Genomic DNA, 20,782 nt, shown 5'->3' with positions numbered 1-20,782 from the left:
GTGAAAGAGGACCTGATGTTCATATCAGGTCCTCTTTCATTAGTAACACGGTATATTGCTTATTGTATTGGTTTAACTAAACCACTGATTTTTCAAATACTACAATCTTAAGCTCGTCAACTTCTCTATTTTGGGGTGTTTTAGAAGAAAATGAATCAAAATAATCATTTTTATGAACAAATACAAGAGATGAGATCCGTTTGCAATTTCTCATAAACATTACAAGTTTAGATTATCTTTTAATACCAACATTAAAAGGCTCCAACTATATTTATTCGCTTCATTTTAATTTAGTATTTTTCTACAAGTTATAAATCTAATTGCCAAGCTTATACGCAATATCATAATCATGAATAGTTAGGGAAAAGATAAAATAAGGTAATCAATTACATATCTTTATTTCATGCTTTTTTGAAAGGGTGTTTTAAATGGAAAAAAAAGTATCTGCCATTCCTCAGCCGAAAACATATGGACCGCTGGGTAATCTCCCATTAATCGATAAAGATAAACCGACCCTATCCTTTATCAAGATAGCGGAAGAGTATGGTCCCATTTTTCAAATTCAAACTTTAAGTGATACCATCATTGTCGTTTCTGGACATGAATTGGTAGCAGAAGTCTGTGACGAAACGCGGTTCGATAAAAGTATAGAGGGTGCTTTAGCAAAAGTTCGTGCCTTTGCTGGGGACGGATTATTTACTAGCGAGACTCACGAGCCTAACTGGAAAAAAGCTCATAATATTTTGATGCCTACATTCAGCCAACGGGCAATGAAAGATTACCATGCCATGATGGTCGATATTGCTGTACAACTCGTTCAAAAATGGGCACGGCTTAATCCGAATGAAAACGTAGATGTTCCGGAGGATATGACTCGTCTTACGTTAGATACAATTGGTCTATGTGGTTTTAATTACCGATTCAATAGCTTTTATCGTGAGACCCCTCATCCTTTTATTACTAGCATGACCCGTGCTCTAGATGAGGCGATGCACCAATTGCAGCGGCTGGATATAGAAGACAAACTTATGTGGAGAACGAAACGTCAATTTCAGCATGATATTCAATCTATGTTTTCTTTAGTAGATAATATTATTGCTGAACGTAAAAGTAGTGGAGATCAGGAAGAAAATGATTTACTTTCCCGTATGCTAAATGTGCCAGATCCGGAAACTGGTGAAAAATTAGATGATGAAAACATTCGTTTCCAAATTATTACTTTTTTAATAGCTGGACATGAGACAACAAGTGGATTGTTATCTTTTGCAATTTACTTCTTATTAAAGAATCCGGATAAATTGAAAAAAGCCTATGAAGAAGTAGACCGTGTTTTGACAGATCCTACTCCAACATACCAACAAGTTATGAAACTGAAGTATATACGGATGATTTTAAATGAATCGCTACGTCTATGGCCTACCGCTCCAGCATTCAGTCTCTATGCAAAAGAAGATACAGTGATTGGCGGGAAATACCCAATTAAGAAAGGAGAAGATCGTATTTCTGTTCTTATTCCACAGCTACATAGGGATAAAGATGCATGGGGAGACAATGTGGAAGAATTCCAACCTGAACGATTTGAAGAGCTGGATAAGGTTCCTCATCATGCTTATAAGCCATTTGGAAATGGCCAGAGAGCATGTATCGGTATGCAATTTGCACTTCATGAAGCCACTCTTGTAATGGGAATGCTTCTTCAACATTTTGAATTAATCGATTATCAAAACTATCAGCTGGACGTAAAACAAACATTAACGCTAAAGCCCGGTGATTTTAAGATTAGGATTCTACCCCGAAAACAAACTATTAGTCATCCTACTGTTCTTGCACCTACAGAGGACAAGCTGAAAAACGATGAAATTAAGCAACACGTCCAGAAGACACCTTCTATTATTGGGGCCGATAATCTTTCACTTCTTGTTCTGTATGGCTCGGATACAGGTGTAGCAGAAGGTATTGCAAGAGAATTAGCAGATACAGCTAGTTTAGAAGGAGTTCAAACGGAAGTGGTAGCTCTTAACGATCGAATTGGAAGTTTGCCAAAAGAAGGAGCGGTACTTATTGTGACTTCTTCTTATAATGGAAAACCGCCAAGTAATGCAGGGCAGTTTGTGCAATGGTTGGAGGAACTAAAACCAGATGAGCTAAAAGGGGTTCAATACGCAGTTTTTGGTTGTGGAGATCATAATTGGGCCAGTACCTACCAACGGATTCCAAGATACATTGATGAGCAAATGGCTCAAAAAGGAGCAACAAGATTTTCTAAACGCGGAGAAGCAGATGCAAGTGGTGATTTCGAGGAACAGCTTGAGCAATGGAAACAAAACATGTGGTCTGATGCGATGAAGGCATTTGGATTGGAGCTCAACAAAAATATGGAAAAAGAGCGCAGTACTTTGAGTCTGCAATTTGTCAGTCGTCTTGGAGGATCTCCTCTTGCACGAACATATGAAGCAGTTTATGCATCTATACTAGAAAATCGTGAACTCCAATCATCCAGCAGTGATAGAAGTACACGACATATCGAGGTATCTTTGCCAGAAGGCGCTACATATAAAGAAGGAGACCACCTTGGAGTGTTGCCAGTTAATAGCGAGAAAAATATCAACCGAATTTTAAAACGTTTTGGATTAAATGGGAAGGATCAAGTTATACTGAGTGCAAGTGGACGAAGTATAAATCACATACCTTTAGACAGTCCTGTTAGTTTATTGGACCTTCTTAGTTATAGTGTTGAAGTTCAAGAAGCTGCCACTCGAGCACAAATACGAGAAATGGTAACATTCACAGCATGTCCTCCTCATAAAAAAGAATTGGAAGCATTATTAGAAGAAGGAGTTTATCATGAACAAATATTAAAGAAACGGATTTCAATGTTGGACCTTCTTGAAAAGTATGAGGCTTGTGAAATCCGATTTGAACGCTTTTTAGAACTTCTCCCTGCGCTCAAACCGCGTTACTATTCTATTTCAAGCTCTCCACTCGTTGCACACAATCGTCTGAGCATTACGGTCGGTGTTGTTAATGCACCTGCATGGAGTGGGGAAGGGACATATGAAGGAGTCGCTTCTAATTACTTAGCTCAGCGTCATAATAAAGATGAGATTATCTGTTTCATTCGAACGCCACAATCAAACTTTGAATTACCTAAAGATCCAGAAACACCAATTATTATGGTTGGGCCAGGTACTGGAATTGCACCATTCCGTGGATTCTTGCAAGCGCGTCGTGTTCAAAAGCAAAAAGGTATGAACTTAGGACAAGCGCATCTATATTTTGGTTGTCGTCATCCTGAAAAAGATTATCTTTATCGTACAGAACTAGAAAATGATGAAAGAGATGGATTAATCTCTTTACACACAGCTTTTTCTCGTTTAGAGGGACATCCAAAAACATATGTACAGCATTTGATAAAACAAGATAGAATCAATTTAATTTCGTTATTAGATAATGGAGCTCATCTTTATATATGTGGTGATGGAAGTAAAATGGCTCCGGATGTAGAAGATACCCTTTGTCAAGCATATCAAGAAATTCATGAAGTCAGTGAACAAGAAGCAAGAAATTGGTTGAATCGTGTGCAAGATGAAGGGCGATATGGAAAAGATGTTTGGGCTGGTATATGAATGTTTCTTAATTAGATACATATTAACTAATGAACTTCTTTCGAATAAATTTCACTTTATTAGTATAGTGTATTTAGATGAATAGTGATTAACCAGATTATTTAGTATCTACTAAATAAAAAACAGGACCTGATAACATCTATCAGGTCCTGTTTCACATAGACATTATACATCGATATTTTCCACACATTATCAATGTTTGTAATGTAGTTAGCCTTTTGAGTCAGCTATAAAATCAGATATTATTTTTTCGATATCGAAAGGAGTAATCCCTTTATTCAAAGAGAAAATAGTTTCTGCTTCTTCGATGTCTTGAACGAGTTCACCTCTAGCTTCAATATGTAATCGGAACAAGTCATATAAATTTGGTTTAACTAAATTAGTTAAAGCCTTTCCAACTAGTATCATACCTTTTTGATTAGCCTCGATGGTATTATCATAAGTTAGATCTCTTGTAAGAGACAAATCTGTCCAAATCAATTTTCGTTCCTTTAAGTCTAAAATAACTGGAATAGAGATTTGGGTGTCGGCAGTAATATCCACTTTATCTTGAACAGTAGAAGGTTCAAATATTTCACCTGAACCAGGATATTGACGAACCATCCAACCAGTAAAGCATTCTGGTAAATCTTTATATGGTTGGTCTGTGTAAGAAAGCAAAGTCATAACTACATAGCGTCCACCATATTTCAGCACAGACGGAATATCGAAATCAATGAATTCAGATGCCCCCTTTGGTGCAGAAGTAATATCTCCGCTATGGTAGGCTTTGAAATTTTTTGAACGTAAGTTCGTGAAGGATACATGTTCTTTGTATTGCCAATCTTCGTCGTACATTGCAGCAGACAAATCAATGTCAACACGTCCTGTATGTTGTCCATTCACATAGCCTTCTTTCCACCATAGGAAAAAACGAATCGTATCTCCTTCTGGCAAATCTACTTTACTTCCTCGAGATAATGTGCGAAGCGCTTTGCTGGCTGAACGTTGAGAGAAGGGAACTAAGTGATTTTTTAACTGTTCATCCAAAAATACTTTTCCGAGACTTGGAAGTTCTGCGAAGCGATTTTTTAAAGTATCTTCACACATTTTTACAATCATTAAACAAATATCCTCTGAGATAAATGGAAGTGTATTTTCAATACCTATAGCTTTTGCTACATTTCCCTTTGGAAAAAAGGTGCGAAATTCATTTTTATCATTTCGATGCTTAAAATGAGCCGTGAGTTGAAGTAATACAGGAGTAGAAACATTTCCTATTATATTTAGAAACTCTTCGAGAATATTGAAAACATCTGTTGACGTATCACTACATAAACGGATTAAATGATCCAAGCGTCTGGCAAATTCCCCCGGGCGAGTTTTTAAAAGATTTTTCGCTGTCATGATATCACGATTCAACAAAGCTGCTTCTATTTTTCCATTAAATGTTTCAACTTTAATGTTGTTGCGAAGCATCTCAAATGCTCGGTGGGTTTTTGGGAAACGAGTATGATATTCTGCTGGATGAAGAATTTCACCTAAACGAATCCAACGTTTTTTGTATCGAATCATATCTTCGGTAATGTTTCCGCATTGCTCTAACAATCCTAAAAGAAAGCGTCTTTCTACTCGGTTAAACTTCTTGAATCGAACGGAGGATGCTAAACTCACATCACCTTCAGATAAAGCAACTGCAAGGCGAAGAACATCAGTTGCTGTTTTAAAATACTTTGCAGCAGCATCGGCTGATATTTTTCTGTTTATTAATAAAACCCCAATTATAAAAGACATATTTTCCTTATGGGGAATTACATTAGGTAGAAAACAGGAAACATCTTCAGTGTGTGTAATAGCCCATTCTACATCTGTCTTATCAGTTGAGGAAATAGAGCTGTTTGCACGAATCAATTGAGAAATCATTTGATTGAAATCTTCTTCACTTCCTAAGTCAATAACTTTCAAATCAACGCTATCTAAAAGAGGAAGTCGTTCTTCTACTTTTGATACAGGTAGGCGCAACGTCACATAATGAATAACGGCATTGATGTATAAATCAGCGTCACTTAAATCCATCATTTGTTGCGGAAAGTTTGGATACATAGGAGTAAACTGAATATGTGCACCAACCATTTCTTTTAAATGTTTTACCAACTCTTTGTAAAACGATGTGAATGCACCAACCGAAAGTGTTTGCAACTCTTCTATTAAAGGCTCAGAAAAAGTAAATCCTAAACTTTCCAAGTTTTTTAAAGCAGTGGCTAAATACATGTTCGGTAGTTTATTTTCTTCTCTTTTTATAATTACTTTCAAACTTCTTCTTATGTAAATAGAATTTTTCATGAGAACGCCGATTATTCACTCCTTATAAAAGAGGGGAATAGTCCGACTGTCCTCCTTTCAGTGGTAGATTTTTATTTTTACATGCATAAACACACTAATTGTAGAGAAATGCACTGAGGGTATAAAGCTATTTTTTAGTGAAAAATTAGGGGTGTAACATTTAGTTGTTAAGTGGTAATTTGTTAATTAAGAAAAGAAAACCTCTACATCAATGGTTGATAAACTAAAGTTTATTCAAACCCAAAGAAGAAAGAGGTTTTATAGTCTAATTATTTTCATAGGAAATTGACAACTCTAAAACAATTTGAAATTTCTACAAAGAAGGAAGAATTGTCATAGCCTATGTGTTTAGCAGGAAAGTAACATCCCTATTTCGCCAAAGAAGTTAGAAGGAAGGAACGTCATAGCCTGCTTTATTAGTATATTCTCTTGCGAAGAGCAATTCAAGTATACAGTCTGATTTTTTAAAGTTTTCCTAAATGGGAATTTTCATGTTTATCCCGTATTAACGGAGGATTTTTATTTTTGATATATTATGGAATGGAGTTGAATGAGTATTATAAATACAAAAGGTGAAATTAAAAAAACAAAAAGAAAAGTATTACTAACTATACTTACTATGTTAGTAATTATAATTGGATTTGGATATTGGAAACTTTTTAGTTTGCAAGGTGTTCCAAAAGGGGAATTAATTCGAACAGTGAAATCTCCAGATGGAAAATATCTCATCAAGACTTATTTTCATAATGCAGGATCATTAAGTGCGGATGCTGTTAGGGGTGAATTAGTTAACCTTGATACAGATTCAGAGAAAAATATATATTGGAATTATCCAGATACCGATCCATATATTGAATGGGTAAATAAGAATATTGTTAGAATTGGAGATCAAACTTTAGATGTTTCGCAGAAAGAAACCTATGATTGGCGTGATGATGATAAGCACGTTAAAGAAATGCCTAAACAGTTTAGTAGATAAAACAAGAAAATTTAAATGTATTTAATCTTATTTGTTTAACAATAGATAGTATTATATGAGTGAAAGAGTCCATTTAAATCTTCTAAATGGACTCTTTTAGGTTTCTAGATACGACTACTGATAAAAATGGAACAAACTTGTTACTTAGGTTGTCTATTAAGTATACGTATAAAACAGGTGTTCATGATAGTTCAATCATTTTATGAAAAGTGAGATGCAAGAAGAGTGATATCCGATACACTCTTTAATTGTATCGATATGTATAACACCTAGAAAAACTATATATTCTTGAAAGAGGTTGAAAATATATGATAGTCTTAAACAAGTTTTTTAACATTTTACATTACAAAAAGATGGTACCTGTAGTATTTCTTTCGTGTGCAACGCTTATAGGCTGTTCCGATGGCAATACTCAGTCTGAATTACCTAAACAAACAAAACAAACGAAACAAACAAATCAAACCAAACAAGAAACTACTGGTAATGATTCTTTTGCTAAACTTGAAAAAGAATTTGATGCTAAACTCGGTATTTATGCATTGGACACTGATACGAATCAAACCGTTACGTATCAATCAGATAAACGGTTTGCATACGCATCTACCCACAAAGCTTTAGCTGTGGGAGTACTTTTACAAAAGAAATCAATAGAAGATCTAAATCAAAGAGTTTTGTATACTCGTGAAGATCTTGTTAATTACAATCCAATTACAGAAAAGTATGTTGATAGGGGTATGACTCTGAAAGAGCTTGCAGATGCTTCCCTTCGATATAGTGATAATACTGCCCAAAATCTTATTCTTAAACAATTAGGTGGACCTAGTGAATTCAAAAAATCACTGAGAGAAATAGGAGATACCGTTACAAATCCTGAACGTTTTGAACCAGAGTTAAACGAAGTGCATCCAGGAGACGTACATGATACTAGTACCCCAAAGGCATTAGCTACTAGTCTTCAGGCTTTTGCGCTAGGAGATGTACTTTCAACTGAGAAACGGGATTTATTAATAGATTGGATGAAAAGGAATACTACGGGAGACAACTTAATTCGTGCTGGAGTTCCAGGAGGATGGGAAGTAGCTGATAAGACTGGATCAGGATCTTATGGAACCAGAAATGATATCGCAATTATTTGGCCACCAAATAAAAAGCCAATTGTTCTTGCGATACTTTCTAATCATGATAAAGAGGATGCTAAATACGATGATAAGCTTATTGCAGAAGCAACCAAAATAGCGCTGGGTGTCTTAAAAGCTAAAAATAAATAATAATAGTATTAGTTATTGAAATTTTCTTGTTTTTTAGTCACAATACTGTGACGGTCTTTTTGTGTATTTTACAAAAGATCGTCTTAAGTAAAGAAAGAAGATAGAAACCATCTCTATTAAGTTTATTAACTAAGTAACAACAAATATATGCTTTATTGGATACTTATTGCATTTAATGTGGAGGAATAATATGGAGTCAAAAATTCTTATTGTTGATGATGATAAAGAGATTAGAAATCTTATCTCTGTATATCTGGAAAATGAAGGCCTAAAAACTCAAAAGGTAGAAGATGCTATACAAGCTTTACAACTGTTAGAAGAAAAGGAATTTGATTTGATTATTTTAGATATTATGATGCCGAATATGGATGGCATTGAAGCATGTATGAAAATTAGGGAAGATCGCAATATGCCTATCATTATGCTATCTGCAAAATCTGAGGATATAGACAAAATTCAGGGCCTAGCCTCTGGTGCAGACGATTATTTATCAAAACCGTTTAACCCACTAGAATTAATTGCTAGGGTAAAATCCCAATTAAGAAGGTTTAAAAAATACAATACGTCCATAGAACATAATAAAAGTATTCTAGAAATTGGTGACTTAACCGTGAATACAGATACTCGTCAAGTATGGGTAAGGGGAAAAGAAACAAGGTTAACTCCAAAAGAGTTTGCTATTCTCGAACTACTCGCCCGTAACAAAGGGATTGTCCTGAGTGTAGCAAAAATATATGAAGCAGTTTGGAAAGAGGTTTTTTATAAATCAGATAATACCGTCATGGTGCATATTACAAAAATAAGAGACAAAATTGAAGAAGATTCTAAACATCCCATTTATATTAAAACTGTTTGGGGAATTGGGTATAAAATATGAAGAATGTTAGTTTCAGAAATAAGATTATTATAAAACTTCTTGGTGCTGTTGCAATTAGTTTTTTTATTTCATTTGGTTTAACAATCCTCATTGTGCAATACGTCATAGATCCATTTTTTATAAAACACGAAGATTTTGGCATGTTTGAAGTGAGACTCGCAATGTTGTTCTTATTTACGTTCGCAATCTTAAACTTTATAGTAATCTTTTTGCTATTGGTTCGAAAGAAAATAGTATATTTGAAGCTCATTTCGGAAAATGTGAATGATATTGCAAATGGAAAACTGGGTTTAACAATTGGGATTAAGGGGAAGGACGAATTGACCCAACTTGCTCAAAATATCAACTATATGTCCAAGGAATTGGAGAATACATTTGAACAAGAAAGACAATTAGAACGTACAAAAAATGAACTTATCACCAATGTATCTCATGATTTACGCACACCTTTAACATCTATTATTGGCTATATAGATTTATTAAAAAGAGGGCAATACAACAGTAACATACAATTACAGGAATACCTTGAAACCACGTATTCAAAGTCACAGAGACTGAAATATTTAATTGATGAGCTGTTTGAGTATACTCGTTTATCAGGTATAGATGCTAAGTTAAACCTTAATGAAGTTGATTTATCAGGTTTGTTGGAACAAATAGTTGGAGAATACATACCTATATTTGAAAAGGAAAGTTTAATCGTTCAAAAATCAATTACGCAAGAAACAATACCTATCTTCATAGATGTAGAAAAAATGGTACGTGTTTATGAAAATCTTTTTATGAATGCGATAAAGTACAGCATGAAACCATCCGAATTATCTATATGTCTTGAACTAATAGGTAACAAGGCAATGTTGAAAGTATCAAATAAAGTCGAGAAACCGCCTGTTAGCGATCCAAATAAATTGTTTGAAAGGTTTTTCAGGGGGGACAAGGCAAGAAAAGATGACCAGGGAAATGGACTGGGACTTGCTATTTCAAAAAGAATTGTTGAACTTCATCATGGTAATATACATGCAGAATATAAAGATGGTTGGATGTCTTTTATTGTTGAACATTCAATTAGATAGAAAGCTTATGGAACTACAGGTTCCATAAGCTTTTTTTAAAACTTAAGAAATCTTAAGGATTTTACGGGGTGTTTCCTAATTTTCATAGTTTATCATGGGTGTATTCAAAGTGATGAGGTGAGCAAAGAAGATAAAAGGAAAGATTTCATTGTAGCTTAAGTGTGGAGGAAACATGTCTATTTTGTTAGTAGTAAACAAATTTAGTAGCTTATTGTAATGAAATAAAAAAATGTAGGAGGATATAAATGATAAAGCCAGTTGTAGATGTAAAAAACATTCAAAAATTGTACGGTAAAAAAGGTGAGAATCAATCACACGCATTAAAAGGTGTATCATTCTCAATTCAAGAGGGAGAGTTTGTTGGTATTATGGGGCCTTCTGGTTCTGGTAAAACAACATTATTAAATGTAATTTCAACGTTAGATAAAGCGACAGGCGGCGTTGTTGAAATTGCAGGAACGGATATTACGAGGATGAAGCAGGGGGAACTTTCTGATTTTCGTTCACAAAAGTTAGGATTCATTTTCCAAGACTTTAACTTATTGGAGAATTTATCTATCTATGAAAATATCGCACTCCCACTTTCACTTCAAGGTGTTTCATCTCGTAATATTGGAAAGAAAGTAGAAAAAGTAGCTGATATGTTAGGCATTACAGCGATACTTCAAAAATATCCTTCTGAAGTATCTGGTGGACAAAAGCAACGTTCCGCAGCAGCACGTGCGTTAGTTCATGAACCAGCAATTATTTTGGGAGATGAGCCGACTGGAGCTCTAGATTCTAAAAATGCAACGAGTTTACTTAATGCCATGACAAGCTTAAATAAAGAGCAAGGTGTATCCATTATGATGGTTACGCATGATCCTTACAGCGCAAGTTACTGTCAACGTATTTTATTCATTCAAGATGGTGAGTTATATAAAGAAATTCATCGCGGTAGTACCCGTGAAGAATTCTATAAAGAAATTTTAGATGTGCTTGCAAACTTAGGCACACAAAAAGCGTAAGGAAGGAAGTTCAATCATGTTATTTAAGCTTTCTATGTCAGGCCTAAAAAGTAAGTTGCAAGATTACATTGTTTTACTTGTTGGTCTTATTGTCTCTATTTCAACTTTTTATATGTTTCAAACGCTAGCATCCAATAAAACGTTCCTTGAATCTAACTCTTCTATTAGGGATATTGTGGCTGTCTTTAAAATTGGTTCCGTTTTGTTAGCGATTATCACATTTTTCTATATTTTATATGCAAACTCTTTCTTATCAGCTCTTCGTCAAAAAGAATTTGGTATGTATATGATGTTAGGAGCAAAAAAGCATAAAGTTACCTTACTTATGTTCATTGAAACAATCATATTAGGTGCCACCTCTCTTTTGATTGGAATTACAATTGGTGTAGGACTTGCAGAAGGTATCGGTCAGCTATTAATGAAACAACTCGAGTTTGCTGGCGAAGGTTATAAAGCATTTTATCTGCCATCTATAGCTATTACTTGCATCTTCTTCTTTGCACTCTTTGTATTATCTGCAATTATGAATAGTATTAAATTATCTCGTATTTCTGTACTGCAACTTGTACATGCTGATGAACAAACAGAACGTGTTGCCATAAAAGGAAAAATGACAGTTGTAGTTGCATTCCTTGGTATTCTTTTATTGGGTATTGGTTATGCATCACTTATTTATATATCATATGCAAATTCGCTAATTGTTTTGGGATTAATGGCTGTTGGATTAATCTCAGCAACTGTTGGTACTTACCTTATATTTGGATCACTTCTTCCAGTTATGATTAACAAGCTAAAGAGTAATAAAAAACGTAGTGAAAAAGGCCTCAATGCTTTTACTTTTGCACAATTAAATTTCCGCATTAATAGTCTAACAAATGCGCTTGCAACAGTAGCAATTTTAGTGGCTCTTGGTGCTGGTGGAATTGCTTGTGGTATGGCATTTAAAAACAACATCCTAAAAATTACAGATCAAATACAAATTTACGATTCAGTCATTCATAATCCAACAGTGGAAGAAAAGACAATTTTGGGTAGTATCTTATTTCAAGAAAAACTTGAATATCATTACAAAGTTGATGATAGATATGTTTATTATCTTAAAGAAGATGTAGAGAAAAATCGCCCTTTCTTGCAAGGTATGAAAATAGAGAAAGCTTCAGAGGAAATACCAATTGGTGCATTTTCAATAAAACGGGCTGAAGGAGAGACAGACACAAAACAATGGATTCAGGTTTTCAGAACGATCCAGCCCAATTATTTATATCCTGATTATGAAATAAAAATTGTAGATTATAACATATACAATGGATTGAAGGGGAAAGAAAGTATTGTGTTTATGGGGAAAACAGATGATTTTGGATCATACATAAAAGAATGGAAAAAACTTGATGAATTACAGATAGCAAAATATAAAAATGTGAAAGCGGAAGAATTGGGTAGTAAGTATCAAACATATATTATGAGTCATGATTTTGCCAGCGGACTAATGTTTATGGGTTTCTTCGTTGGAATTGCATTTTTAGCAATGATGGCAAGCTGCTTAATGTTTAAAGTTCTGTCGGGAGCATCAAAAGATGTAACACGTTATCAAATGCTTCATAAAATTGGTGTTCGCCGAGAGTTATTAACAAAATCGATTTATAAAGAGTTATTCTTCATATTCTTATTCCCAGCAATTGTAGGGATTACTCATATATTAGTTGGTATGAACATGTTTAGCCCTCTTGTAATCGATCCGTACTCTCGCATTTGGTTACCACTTGTTATTTTTGTAGTAATTTACTCGATGTATTACTGGATTACTGTTCAATTATTTAAAGGAATTGTACTCCCTAAAAAAGATTAATGTAATGATGTTGTTTATCCCGCATTAACGGGCAGCACGATTGGTGAGGGCTCATAATCAGTGGGGGATGAACAAACCCCACTGATTAAAGTTTCACTTTATCTTCTACTGTACCTTGTAACTACATTTTACCTTGCTGTAAAGAAACAAAAAACGTTTTTTTATTCAATAATTCCAATTTCTAGAGCCTTTTGCACAGCTTCTTCTTTGTTGCGGACTCCTAGCTTTGTATAAGCTGTGGAAGCATAATTTCTGACCGTACCATTCGATAAATATAACCTTGATGCTATGGTAGTGTATCGAAGTCCCTTGGCTACTAGTTGCAATATTTCTATCTCCCTAGCTGTTAGCTCATAAGCGGTTGCTTTTGATTGTGGTGTCTCTTTTTGCGCATCAAACTTTTCAAATATTTTGTGAGACATTCCCTGATCAATCAGTGTCCCACCTTTGTGAATAAGTCGGATCGTATTAGCTAGCTCCAATGTTTCAATAGATTTGAGTAAAAAACCATCCGCACCGTTGCGAAGCGATTCCAACGCCTGTTCGGTATCCTGAAAAGTGGTAAAAATCAATATGCGGATATGTGGCCATTGTTGCTTAATCTTTTTGGTTGCTTCGACTCCATCCATGTGTTGCATATCTAAATCCATAAGTATAACATGAGGTTGAAGGCGCCCACACAAATCGATGGCTTCATTGCCATCCTCGGCCAAACCGACTACATTTAAATCTTCATATCTATCGAGTAGTGTCCTCAAACTTTCCCGAACAAATGGCTGGTCGTCTACAATTAACAAACGAATAAGTCCATCTTTTATTTCAGTTTGTCGCGGTATGGTACATGTAACAAGCATTCCTTCATCTGGCTTTGTATATACAGACAATTGACCTTGCAAATTCATTGCTCGTTCTTTCATCGCATTCATACCGAAGCCTTCTTGCCATTCTACATTTCCTTTTCCATTATCTTGAACTTCTAATCTCGTATATTGTTGTTCAAACTGCAATGAAACTATAATTTCAGTTCCCTGACCATGACGTACTGCATTCGTAAGGGACTCTTGTAAGCAACGAATGAACGCTATCTTCGCTTGCCGAGACAATTCATATTCCTCTCCGTATGCCCGAAAACTTACATTAACCAGAGCGTGCTCCTGAAATTCGGCTCCAAGATTTTGGAGAGATTGAATTAAGGAAGGCGATTGACAAGGAGACTCCATTTGATGTAGGTAACCTCTCACGTCCTCGATGCTTTTACGTCCCATTTCAAGCAGAGAATCTAGCCTCTGTATACCCATTTCAGTAGCAAGTTCGGTGCGCAACGTTTCCATCCCCATAATAATAGAAGTATAAGCGTGACCAACTGTATCATGAAGCTCACTCGACAGTCTGTTTCGTTCTTCCGCCAGTGTAATGCGTTCAATCTGAGACATATATTGCTCAAGTACCGCGTTTTGTTTACGAATTGATTCATTTTGTTTATGATTGACGATTAATAAATGAAAAGCGAAGCCCATTACATATGCGAATCCATAATAGGTGACCATAATCCAATAGCTATTACTTGGCGCAACCGCATAGAAAATTCCAGTTGTTATAAAAACCGTTATTGGAGCTGTCCAATAATAGGACAAATGCTTACTATTCGCAGCAATTAGAAACACCGATATAAGAAATGTGTTGTAAGCTTCTGGAAATAACAAGGTTAAATATATACATAGTCCACCATATAGCAGTATTTCTGTGAATAAATAATATTTATAATTGAATAGTAAGGCTACCCAAGGAATTGAGAAGGCAATAATTTCCCAAAGAATAATAATCCAAAGTGGTAATGTTAAACCATCCTGAAAATTTAATGTAGCTAGAATGATAGACACACTAGCAAGTAGGCGTACCCCTAACATAATCCAATCATACCAAAACCAATACTTAACCATATCTAACAAGTCCTTTACCCCCTAAATAGCCTACCATTTTACTTCCTATATAATAATTTAATCCTTCCTGCCTTATTATACTTTTTAATTTAAAACTACGATACTACTCACAGACTGCAAACTTCTATTGATTTAGTTGCCGAATCATACTACGTGTATAGCCCCCAATTTTCTTTGTCAAACCATCGACTATTCTAATACTTATGGCGGTAAATACTATACCCATAAACATTACAAAGAGTGACTTGGCAAAAGTATCTATTTGTATAAATATAATATTCATATCGATGTATCGATACAGTAGTGGTGCCAACAGGAACATAAGTGGCATTACGTAAAAAATGATTGCACTAATGAGACTGAAAATGCCAATCGTAAATTTCTGCATTAGCCAATAGACAGCACACCAAGTGCGACGATCTGTTAGCACTAATTTCACCTGAGACCAGTTCGATGTATCCATTGTTATACTTCTATCGTAAGAGTCTGTTGAAATATCTGTATAAATTTTCGTCTGTATGCGCTCGAATTGGATAAAGGGTGTGGTAGTCTGTAGTACGCGCATAATTAATGGAATCCCAACAACAGTAAATGAAAGGGTTAAACTAAATAGCAGAGCTATTAGGTAAAAACAAAAATAAAACAATCCTGTACCGAAAGTTAGCAATAAAAAATAACCATTATGGATGAATCTTGATTTCATAAAGTTCATCGCTCCTATCTGTGTAATAACCGAATCATACTGCTTTTTTTGTCATTCTCACTAGTGTAAAAGTGTCATATGACAGTTCTAAATGATGTTAAAAAGGGGAGAGCAGCTTACTTCTGGTTAAAAAAGATGCTTTTATCCCGCTATTTACTGGGCAGTAAGACTCCCACCTCAAAATTCAGCGTTAGGTGGGGGGCGGGCTGCCGGTAAACGCACGATTGGTGAAGGCTAATAATCAGTGGGGGATGAACAAAAACCTGCTGATTAAAGTTTCACTTTATTACTCCTCCACAAAGCAATCCCGTTCTTACATCTGCAAGAACGGGATTGCTTTGTACTTTTATTTAATATGAGATGGACTTGTTTTTCGAATATGAAAAATAATATCAAATTGCTCAAGCAATGAAGTATCAAAATACACCGAACTGTTCGGGAGGATTTGTCCCCCTATACTTAGTAATGGTCTTTTTGCTTTAACCCATTTTTCTGCTTGTCCTTTAAGGTGACGGTTATCCAATAAAAACATTTTATATGGCACTTTTCCGAGAGTATAATTGAAACTTTTTACATCTTGTGGAATAGTGTCTGTTGTAATCTTACCTCCAGTGGAAGGATTATATTCGCTGTATAAGGTAAAATTCCCCTCCGTAGTTGTACTACCAATTGTGACATAATTATTGTCTAAACGTTCCTTCAAAAACTGCCCCGCAACATAAGGGTATAATTTCTCATCGATAATTCCTTTAGCTATATGAATATTGTGTGCCCATACCATCGTTTTACCACCAAATGTCTCTTGTGCCCACATTGCATGATCGGCCAAGTATTGTTCATGTAGTTTTATTATACTTGGATAGTCGTTAGGGAGTAGCATTGTGGTAAATTTCTCTATTGCACTTGCCGTTGCTTTCGCCCAGATGTACTCGGATGGAATTATTTCTGTGTTGGCTTGTTCATTCTCATCTTTTAGTAATCGGGCTACTCTCTCAGCGTTTGCTTTAAACTTCTCTTTCCTTTCAGGAGCAAGTTTCATATATTCCTGTATACTTCCAGTAAAAGAAGACAATTCTTTATAATTTTCTTCTACTTCTGCCAGCAAATCTGGTCGATGCAGTCTTACATAATCAATTACTTTATTAAAGCTACCTTGGTCCAACGCCTTTAAGTCGAGCCCAATAAATTGGATCTTTTTTTTATTGGATGGATCAGCATTATAATCTTTCATCCACTCAATCATGGCTATAATTTCATCAGTAGGATATAACAATTTTAAAAATTCCCTAGGGTTTCCTTTTCCTGTTTGGATATATTCATTTAGTTTTAAGCCGTTTCCCCAATCTTCTTCCATTGCAAAATTCGTAAAACCCATTTCAGTAACCAAATATTTCACAAGGCGAAACTTCATAGTAAAAATTTCAGAGCTTCCATGAGTATTCTCTCCTAATCCTACATATTGCGCGTTCCCAATCATTTTCTTAAGTGGTTTTAAATCTTCAAATGGTTTTGACGGCTCTATCGTTTTTAATGGGTTAGCCTGTGATTGTATTGATTTAACTATATTTTTTTGGACTGATTGACCTGAATTTTCGACTGCTACAGTTTGAGCGTTTCCTACTTCCGCGCATCCTGTGACTAATAAAGCTGTACTAACCATTGCAATCATTCTTTTCTTATTCATTTTTGCCCACCTCAATTGAATTATTTTCAAAAGCAAGATTGATTCATGTACTTGCACGAATCAATTGCCTTAATTCAATTGTTATTTATTCCATATCATATTTTCTAGTTACATATTGTCATAAGATTAATTGACACAAGTCATAGGTTAATCATTACACTTTTGTACTATCGGCTATGACAGTTTATAAATAATAATTAAATTGTTGAATCGCAAGTAAGACTAGATTATGAATTTGGGAGGGATTTTAAAGATGAATGATCTGTATGTCAAAATATTTTTATTCTAAGTTGTAGCTGTTGAAATGACAGGAAGTAAATTTGATAAACAAATGAATAAAGGGGAAGGGCGGATTACAATGTTATTACACGCAAAATCGTTCCACAATAAAGATAAAATCCATCGTGCTAAAATAGGACTTCAACTTTTTCTAAGTATCTTAACTATTACTTCTATTATCCTAAATGTACTAGTAATGATTACTAAAAGTATGCCGCTTATTGTGGTATATATGTTTACTCCGGCATTTTCTTCTATTTTGACTCGTATAATATTGAAAGAAGGGTTTAAAGATGTATCTTTTAGTCTCGGTAACTTAAAGATATGGAAGGGGATTGGTTTTGCTCTGCTAATACCTATGATTATTTGTGGAATTACTTATTCTATCGCCTGGTTGAGCGGAATTGCGAAGTTTCAGCCCCCGCAAGGTGGTATGCTAGAACCTATTTACAATATACTTGGATTTCAGTATCTACCGATACCATTAAGTTTCATTTTTATAGTAGTATTGAGCGGAGTATTAGGTAGCTTGCTTAACTTAATTCCAGTTATGGGAGAAGAAATGGGTTGGCGAGGTTATATGCTTACAAGACTAATCGATGCAGAGTTTTCACGCCCAATCCTTATTAGCGGATTGATTTGGGCAACGTGGCATGTTCCAATTGTTATTGCTGGTCTATATGTAGAAGGAACATCTGCCCTACTTTCAGTACTTGGCATCTATTTTTGTATTGTGCCATTCAGTTATATTACAGCTTATTTACGACTTATCACAGGTAGCGTTTGGCCTTCGGTTATCATTCATACTACTTGGAATGCCATTATTCAAGGACCTTTCGCACGTGCAAGTACAGGAGATCAAACTGAGATTTGGATTGGAGAATCTGGTTTGATAACCGCTATTATTATCTTGGCTACTGCAATAATTATGTCTCGAATCGTAAATTTTACTAAATAGCATACGGATTTGTTTTAAATTCAATTAGTGTAATATGACGAGGCTGAAATAAGATACTCCTAAAAATATTAGAAAAAATCTAGTTGAACGGACTCTTACTTAATCTTAGGCTGCTGGACATATGGAAGGCATCAAGCTAAGGGTTTAATTTATAAAAATAAACTTGATTGTCATAAAAAAATAATGTTTTTCATTTAAAGGCTATGAGATGAAATTTCATCATCTTCATCACATTAGACCTTCAGGAAATAAAAAGTTAAACGATTATACAAATACTCTAACTGAAAAAACGATAGTCCTTTTATCAAAAATGTAGAAGGACTATCGTTTATTTTTTTGACAAAATTAGGGATTGATGTTCATAAAAATGGATAATATAATTCGTATTTTACGTAAAGAGAAAAATTTTCCCCTAGAATATTAAGCTAAATCTCTTGGTGTGACGGTTAATTTAAGTTTCACTTTATGACTTGTAAAGGGCTGTTCAATGCATCGTACTATTAAAAAATCTAAATTTAATTATTAAATTGCGATAAAATGTGGTCGGAAATAATGAAATTTTAGGAAAAATAAGGTACACTAGTCTATGATTTTAGTTGAAAATCGTTTGACGTTAATGCATACGGGGGAAAGATTGATGAACAACAATACAACAAATGAATCAGTTGAAGAAATTGATCAAAAACGAGTAAGATCAAAAAAACGTTATACAAATTGGAAGTTTATCGCAGCGGGTATTGGTGTAATTGCACTTCTTATTGGGGGAATGAGTTATTATCAGGCAACTCACTTCAATTCGAATGTTACAATTAATGACACAAAAGTTGGTGGTCTGAGCGCTGATCAGGCAATACAAAAATTAAAGACATCTGGACTAGCAAACAAAGTCTATGTTGATCAACAACAAATTTTAGATGAAAAAGATACAAAAACGGAACTTACGGAAAAAGATTTGCCTCAAGTTAAGAAACTATTAAAAAGTCAGTGGACATTTTTCCCTTCCTCAAAGGGAGAAAATTATTCATTGCTACCAGAGAAGGCAGATCAGTATCGTAGTGAAACGATGAAAAAACTTGTAGAAGAAACGCTCATCTCAATGAATGAAAAGTTAAAAGCGCCTCAAGATGCTATGGCGAAGCTAGAACAAGGAAAAATTGTTATTTCGAAAAGTGTTGAAGGAAAACAGTATGACGTTACTAGTCTACTGAAAGATTACGATAAGCAAAAATATAAAAGCGAAATTCATCTGAAGTCTGCATACATAAAACCTATTAAAGAAGACGATCCGATTGTCAAAAAAGAGGAGAAAGCACTACAGAATCTTCTTGGGCAGTCTGTTGAGTATAAAGTGCAGAATGAAGTTTATCCTTTAAAAGCAAAAGATTTAATTCAAAATGCTTCTATGTCAAAGGATATGAAAGTTACAATTGACGCGAGCGACATTAAGAATAAAATTACTGAAATTAATAATGCCAAATCAACATTAAATAAAGATTTCTCATTTAAAACGCATTCTGGTTCAGTCATATCAGTAAAAGGGCAAGGCTACGGCTGGGCACTAGATGTTGAAAAAGAAACTAAACAAGTTCAACAAGCCTTTGAGAAAGGCGAAAAGTCGCTTTCTGCTTCTAACATTCACGGAAATGGTTGGGAGAAGGAAGGTATCGGTTATAAAACAACAGCGAATAATGGCATCGGAGACACGTATGCGGAAGTTTCAATTGCAGAGCAACAAATTTGGATTTACAAAGATGGAAAATTAGTTGTTACAACAAATGTAGTAACTGGTAAACATAGTACTGGTGAAGATACATCACCAGGTGTGTGGTACGTCCTATATAAACGAACACCATATACGCTAAGAGGTAACGCAGTAGGAAAAGCTGATTATGCGGTTAAAGTAGATTACTGGGTTCCATTCACAAATAGTGGTCAAGGATTCCACGATGCCGGCTGGCGAAAAGACTGGGGAAATAATGCTTATTTAACAGGAGGATCAGGTGGATGTGTGAACCTTCTTCCTAATGTTGCAAAAACTGTATATGATAGTTTGAACACGTATGATCCAGTTATCGTGTACTAGAAAATAGCTACGTATCAAGAAATAAACAAAGCAGGAAATCTTATCTGATGGTATATGAAAAAACACCTCTTGCATTCGCATACTAAGTGTGCAAATGCAATGGAGGTGTTTTTGTTTGAATACAAGAGTGTATTGCT

13 protein-coding genes are annotated in these 20,782 nt (G+C 34.9%); 9 read left to right on the top strand and 4 right to left on the bottom strand.

Features of this window, described 5'->3' with window-relative positions:
* Window positions 1–428: 428 nt before the first annotated feature.
* Window positions 429–3,626, top strand: coding sequence for a bifunctional P-450/NADPH--P450 reductase (cypD, locus tag M1D73_RS16230; RefSeq protein ID WP_000412766.1), 3,198 nt, complete (start codon window positions 429–431; stop codon window positions 3,624–3,626).
* Window positions 3,627–3,836: 210 nt separating this feature from the next.
* Here the strand turns inward: cypD and M1D73_RS16225 are convergent, their stop codons facing one another.
* Window positions 3,837–5,948, bottom strand: coding sequence for a TerD family protein (locus M1D73_RS16225; protein ID WP_000798038.1), 2,112 nt, complete (start codon window positions 5,946–5,948; stop codon window positions 3,837–3,839).
* 550 nt (window positions 5,949–6,498) lie between these two features.
* On the opposite strand from M1D73_RS16225, the gene M1D73_RS16220 reads away from it, so the two are divergent.
* The 6 genes from M1D73_RS16220 (at window position 6,499) to M1D73_RS16195 (ending at window position 12,998) form a co-directional block, all read left to right on the top strand.
* Complete coding sequence (locus tag M1D73_RS16220) at window positions 6,499–6,927, top strand: DUF5412 domain-containing protein (protein ID WP_000022543.1); 429 nt, start codon at window positions 6,499–6,501, stop codon at window positions 6,925–6,927.
* A gap of 308 nt (window positions 6,928–7,235) precedes the next feature.
* Window positions 7,236–8,195: a class A beta-lactamase gene (gene bla / locus M1D73_RS16215; protein WP_071731926.1), complete on the top strand. Its 960-nt coding sequence runs from the start codon at window positions 7,236–7,238 to the stop codon at window positions 8,193–8,195.
* A 190-nt stretch (window positions 8,196–8,385) separates the two neighbouring features.
* The gene (locus tag M1D73_RS16210; RefSeq protein ID WP_000444089.1) at window positions 8,386–9,072 is read left to right on the top strand and encodes a response regulator transcription factor; all 687 of its coding nucleotides are present in this window, start codon (window positions 8,386–8,388) and stop codon (window positions 9,070–9,072) included.
* A complete protein-coding gene (locus M1D73_RS16205; RefSeq protein ID WP_000800285.1) occupies window positions 9,069–10,145 on the top strand; it encodes a HAMP domain-containing sensor histidine kinase in 1,077 nt (358 codons plus the stop codon). The genes M1D73_RS16210 and M1D73_RS16205 overlap by 4 nt, the downstream gene beginning before the upstream one ends.
* A gap of 245 nt (window positions 10,146–10,390) precedes the next feature.
* Window positions 10,391–11,152, top strand: a complete 762-nt coding sequence (locus tag M1D73_RS16200; protein WP_000595170.1) for an ABC transporter ATP-binding protein — start codon at window positions 10,391–10,393, stop codon at window positions 11,150–11,152.
* A 16-nt stretch (window positions 11,153–11,168) separates the two neighbouring features.
* Window positions 11,169–12,998: an FtsX-like permease family protein gene (locus M1D73_RS16195; RefSeq protein ID WP_121868449.1), complete on the top strand. Its 1,830-nt coding sequence runs from the start codon at window positions 11,169–11,171 to the stop codon at window positions 12,996–12,998.
* Window positions 12,999–13,159: 161 nt separating this feature from the next.
* On the opposite strand, the gene M1D73_RS16190 is transcribed toward M1D73_RS16195, so the two are convergent.
* The 3 genes from M1D73_RS16190 to M1D73_RS16180 form a co-directional block, all read right to left on the bottom strand.
* Window positions 13,160–14,947: a helix-turn-helix transcriptional regulator gene (locus M1D73_RS16190; RefSeq protein WP_121868448.1), complete on the bottom strand. Its 1,788-nt coding sequence runs from the start codon at window positions 14,945–14,947 to the stop codon at window positions 13,160–13,162.
* 115 nt (window positions 14,948–15,062) lie between these two features.
* On the bottom strand, window positions 15,063–15,641 hold the full coding sequence (locus M1D73_RS16185) for a sensor domain-containing protein (RefSeq protein ID WP_000842190.1): 579 nt from the start codon (window positions 15,639–15,641) through the stop codon (window positions 15,063–15,065).
* A gap of 346 nt (window positions 15,642–15,987) precedes the next feature.
* A complete protein-coding gene (locus M1D73_RS16180) occupies window positions 15,988–17,325 on the bottom strand; it encodes an erythromycin esterase family protein (RefSeq protein ID WP_001036231.1) in 1,338 nt (445 codons plus the stop codon).
* A gap of 358 nt (window positions 17,326–17,683) precedes the next feature.
* Between M1D73_RS16180 and M1D73_RS16175 the strand changes: the two genes are divergently transcribed.
* Together M1D73_RS16175 and M1D73_RS16170 are read left to right on the top strand one after the other, a co-directional pair.
* A complete protein-coding gene (locus M1D73_RS16175) occupies window positions 17,684–18,562 on the top strand; it encodes a CPBP family intramembrane glutamic endopeptidase (RefSeq protein WP_002183718.1) in 879 nt (292 codons plus the stop codon).
* A 637-nt stretch (window positions 18,563–19,199) separates the two neighbouring features.
* A complete protein-coding gene (locus M1D73_RS16170; RefSeq protein WP_060851930.1) occupies window positions 19,200–20,645 on the top strand; it encodes a L,D-transpeptidase family protein in 1,446 nt (481 codons plus the stop codon).
* The last annotated feature ends 137 nt before the right edge of the window (window positions 20,646–20,782 follow it).

Source organism: Bacillus sp. PK3-067 (genome assembly GCF_056738645.1).
This window is presented reverse-complemented; position numbering and strand designations above follow the sequence as displayed.

Bases quoted from the DNA above. Each gene is read 5' to 3' on its own strand.
- cypD (WP_000412766.1), top strand. From the start codon at position 429: ATGGAAAAAAAAGTATCTGCCATTCCTCAGCCGAAAACATATGGACCG.
- M1D73_RS16225 (WP_000798038.1), bottom strand. From the start codon at position 5,948: ATGAAAAATTCTATTTACATAAGAAGAAGTTTGAAAGTAATTATAAAA.
- M1D73_RS16220 (WP_000022543.1), top strand. From the start codon at position 6,499: ATGAGTATTATAAATACAAAAGGTGAAATTAAAAAAACAAAAAGAAAA.
- bla (WP_071731926.1), top strand. From the start codon at position 7,236: ATGATAGTCTTAAACAAGTTTTTTAACATTTTACATTACAAAAAGATG.
- M1D73_RS16210 (WP_000444089.1), top strand. From the start codon at position 8,386: ATGGAGTCAAAAATTCTTATTGTTGATGATGATAAAGAGATTAGAAAT.
- M1D73_RS16205 (WP_000800285.1), top strand. From the start codon at position 9,069: ATGAAGAATGTTAGTTTCAGAAATAAGATTATTATAAAACTTCTTGGT.
- M1D73_RS16200 (WP_000595170.1), top strand. From the start codon at position 10,391: ATGATAAAGCCAGTTGTAGATGTAAAAAACATTCAAAAATTGTACGGT.
- M1D73_RS16195 (WP_121868449.1), top strand. From the start codon at position 11,169: ATGTTATTTAAGCTTTCTATGTCAGGCCTAAAAAGTAAGTTGCAAGAT.
- M1D73_RS16185 (WP_000842190.1), bottom strand. From the start codon at position 15,641: ATGAAATCAAGATTCATCCATAATGGTTATTTTTTATTGCTAACTTTC.
- M1D73_RS16180 (WP_001036231.1), bottom strand. From the start codon at position 17,325: ATGAATAAGAAAAGAATGATTGCAATGGTTAGTACAGCTTTATTAGTC.
- M1D73_RS16175 (WP_002183718.1), top strand. From the start codon at position 17,684: ATGTTATTACACGCAAAATCGTTCCACAATAAAGATAAAATCCATCGT.
- M1D73_RS16170 (WP_060851930.1), top strand. From the start codon at position 19,200: ATGAACAACAATACAACAAATGAATCAGTTGAAGAAATTGATCAAAAA.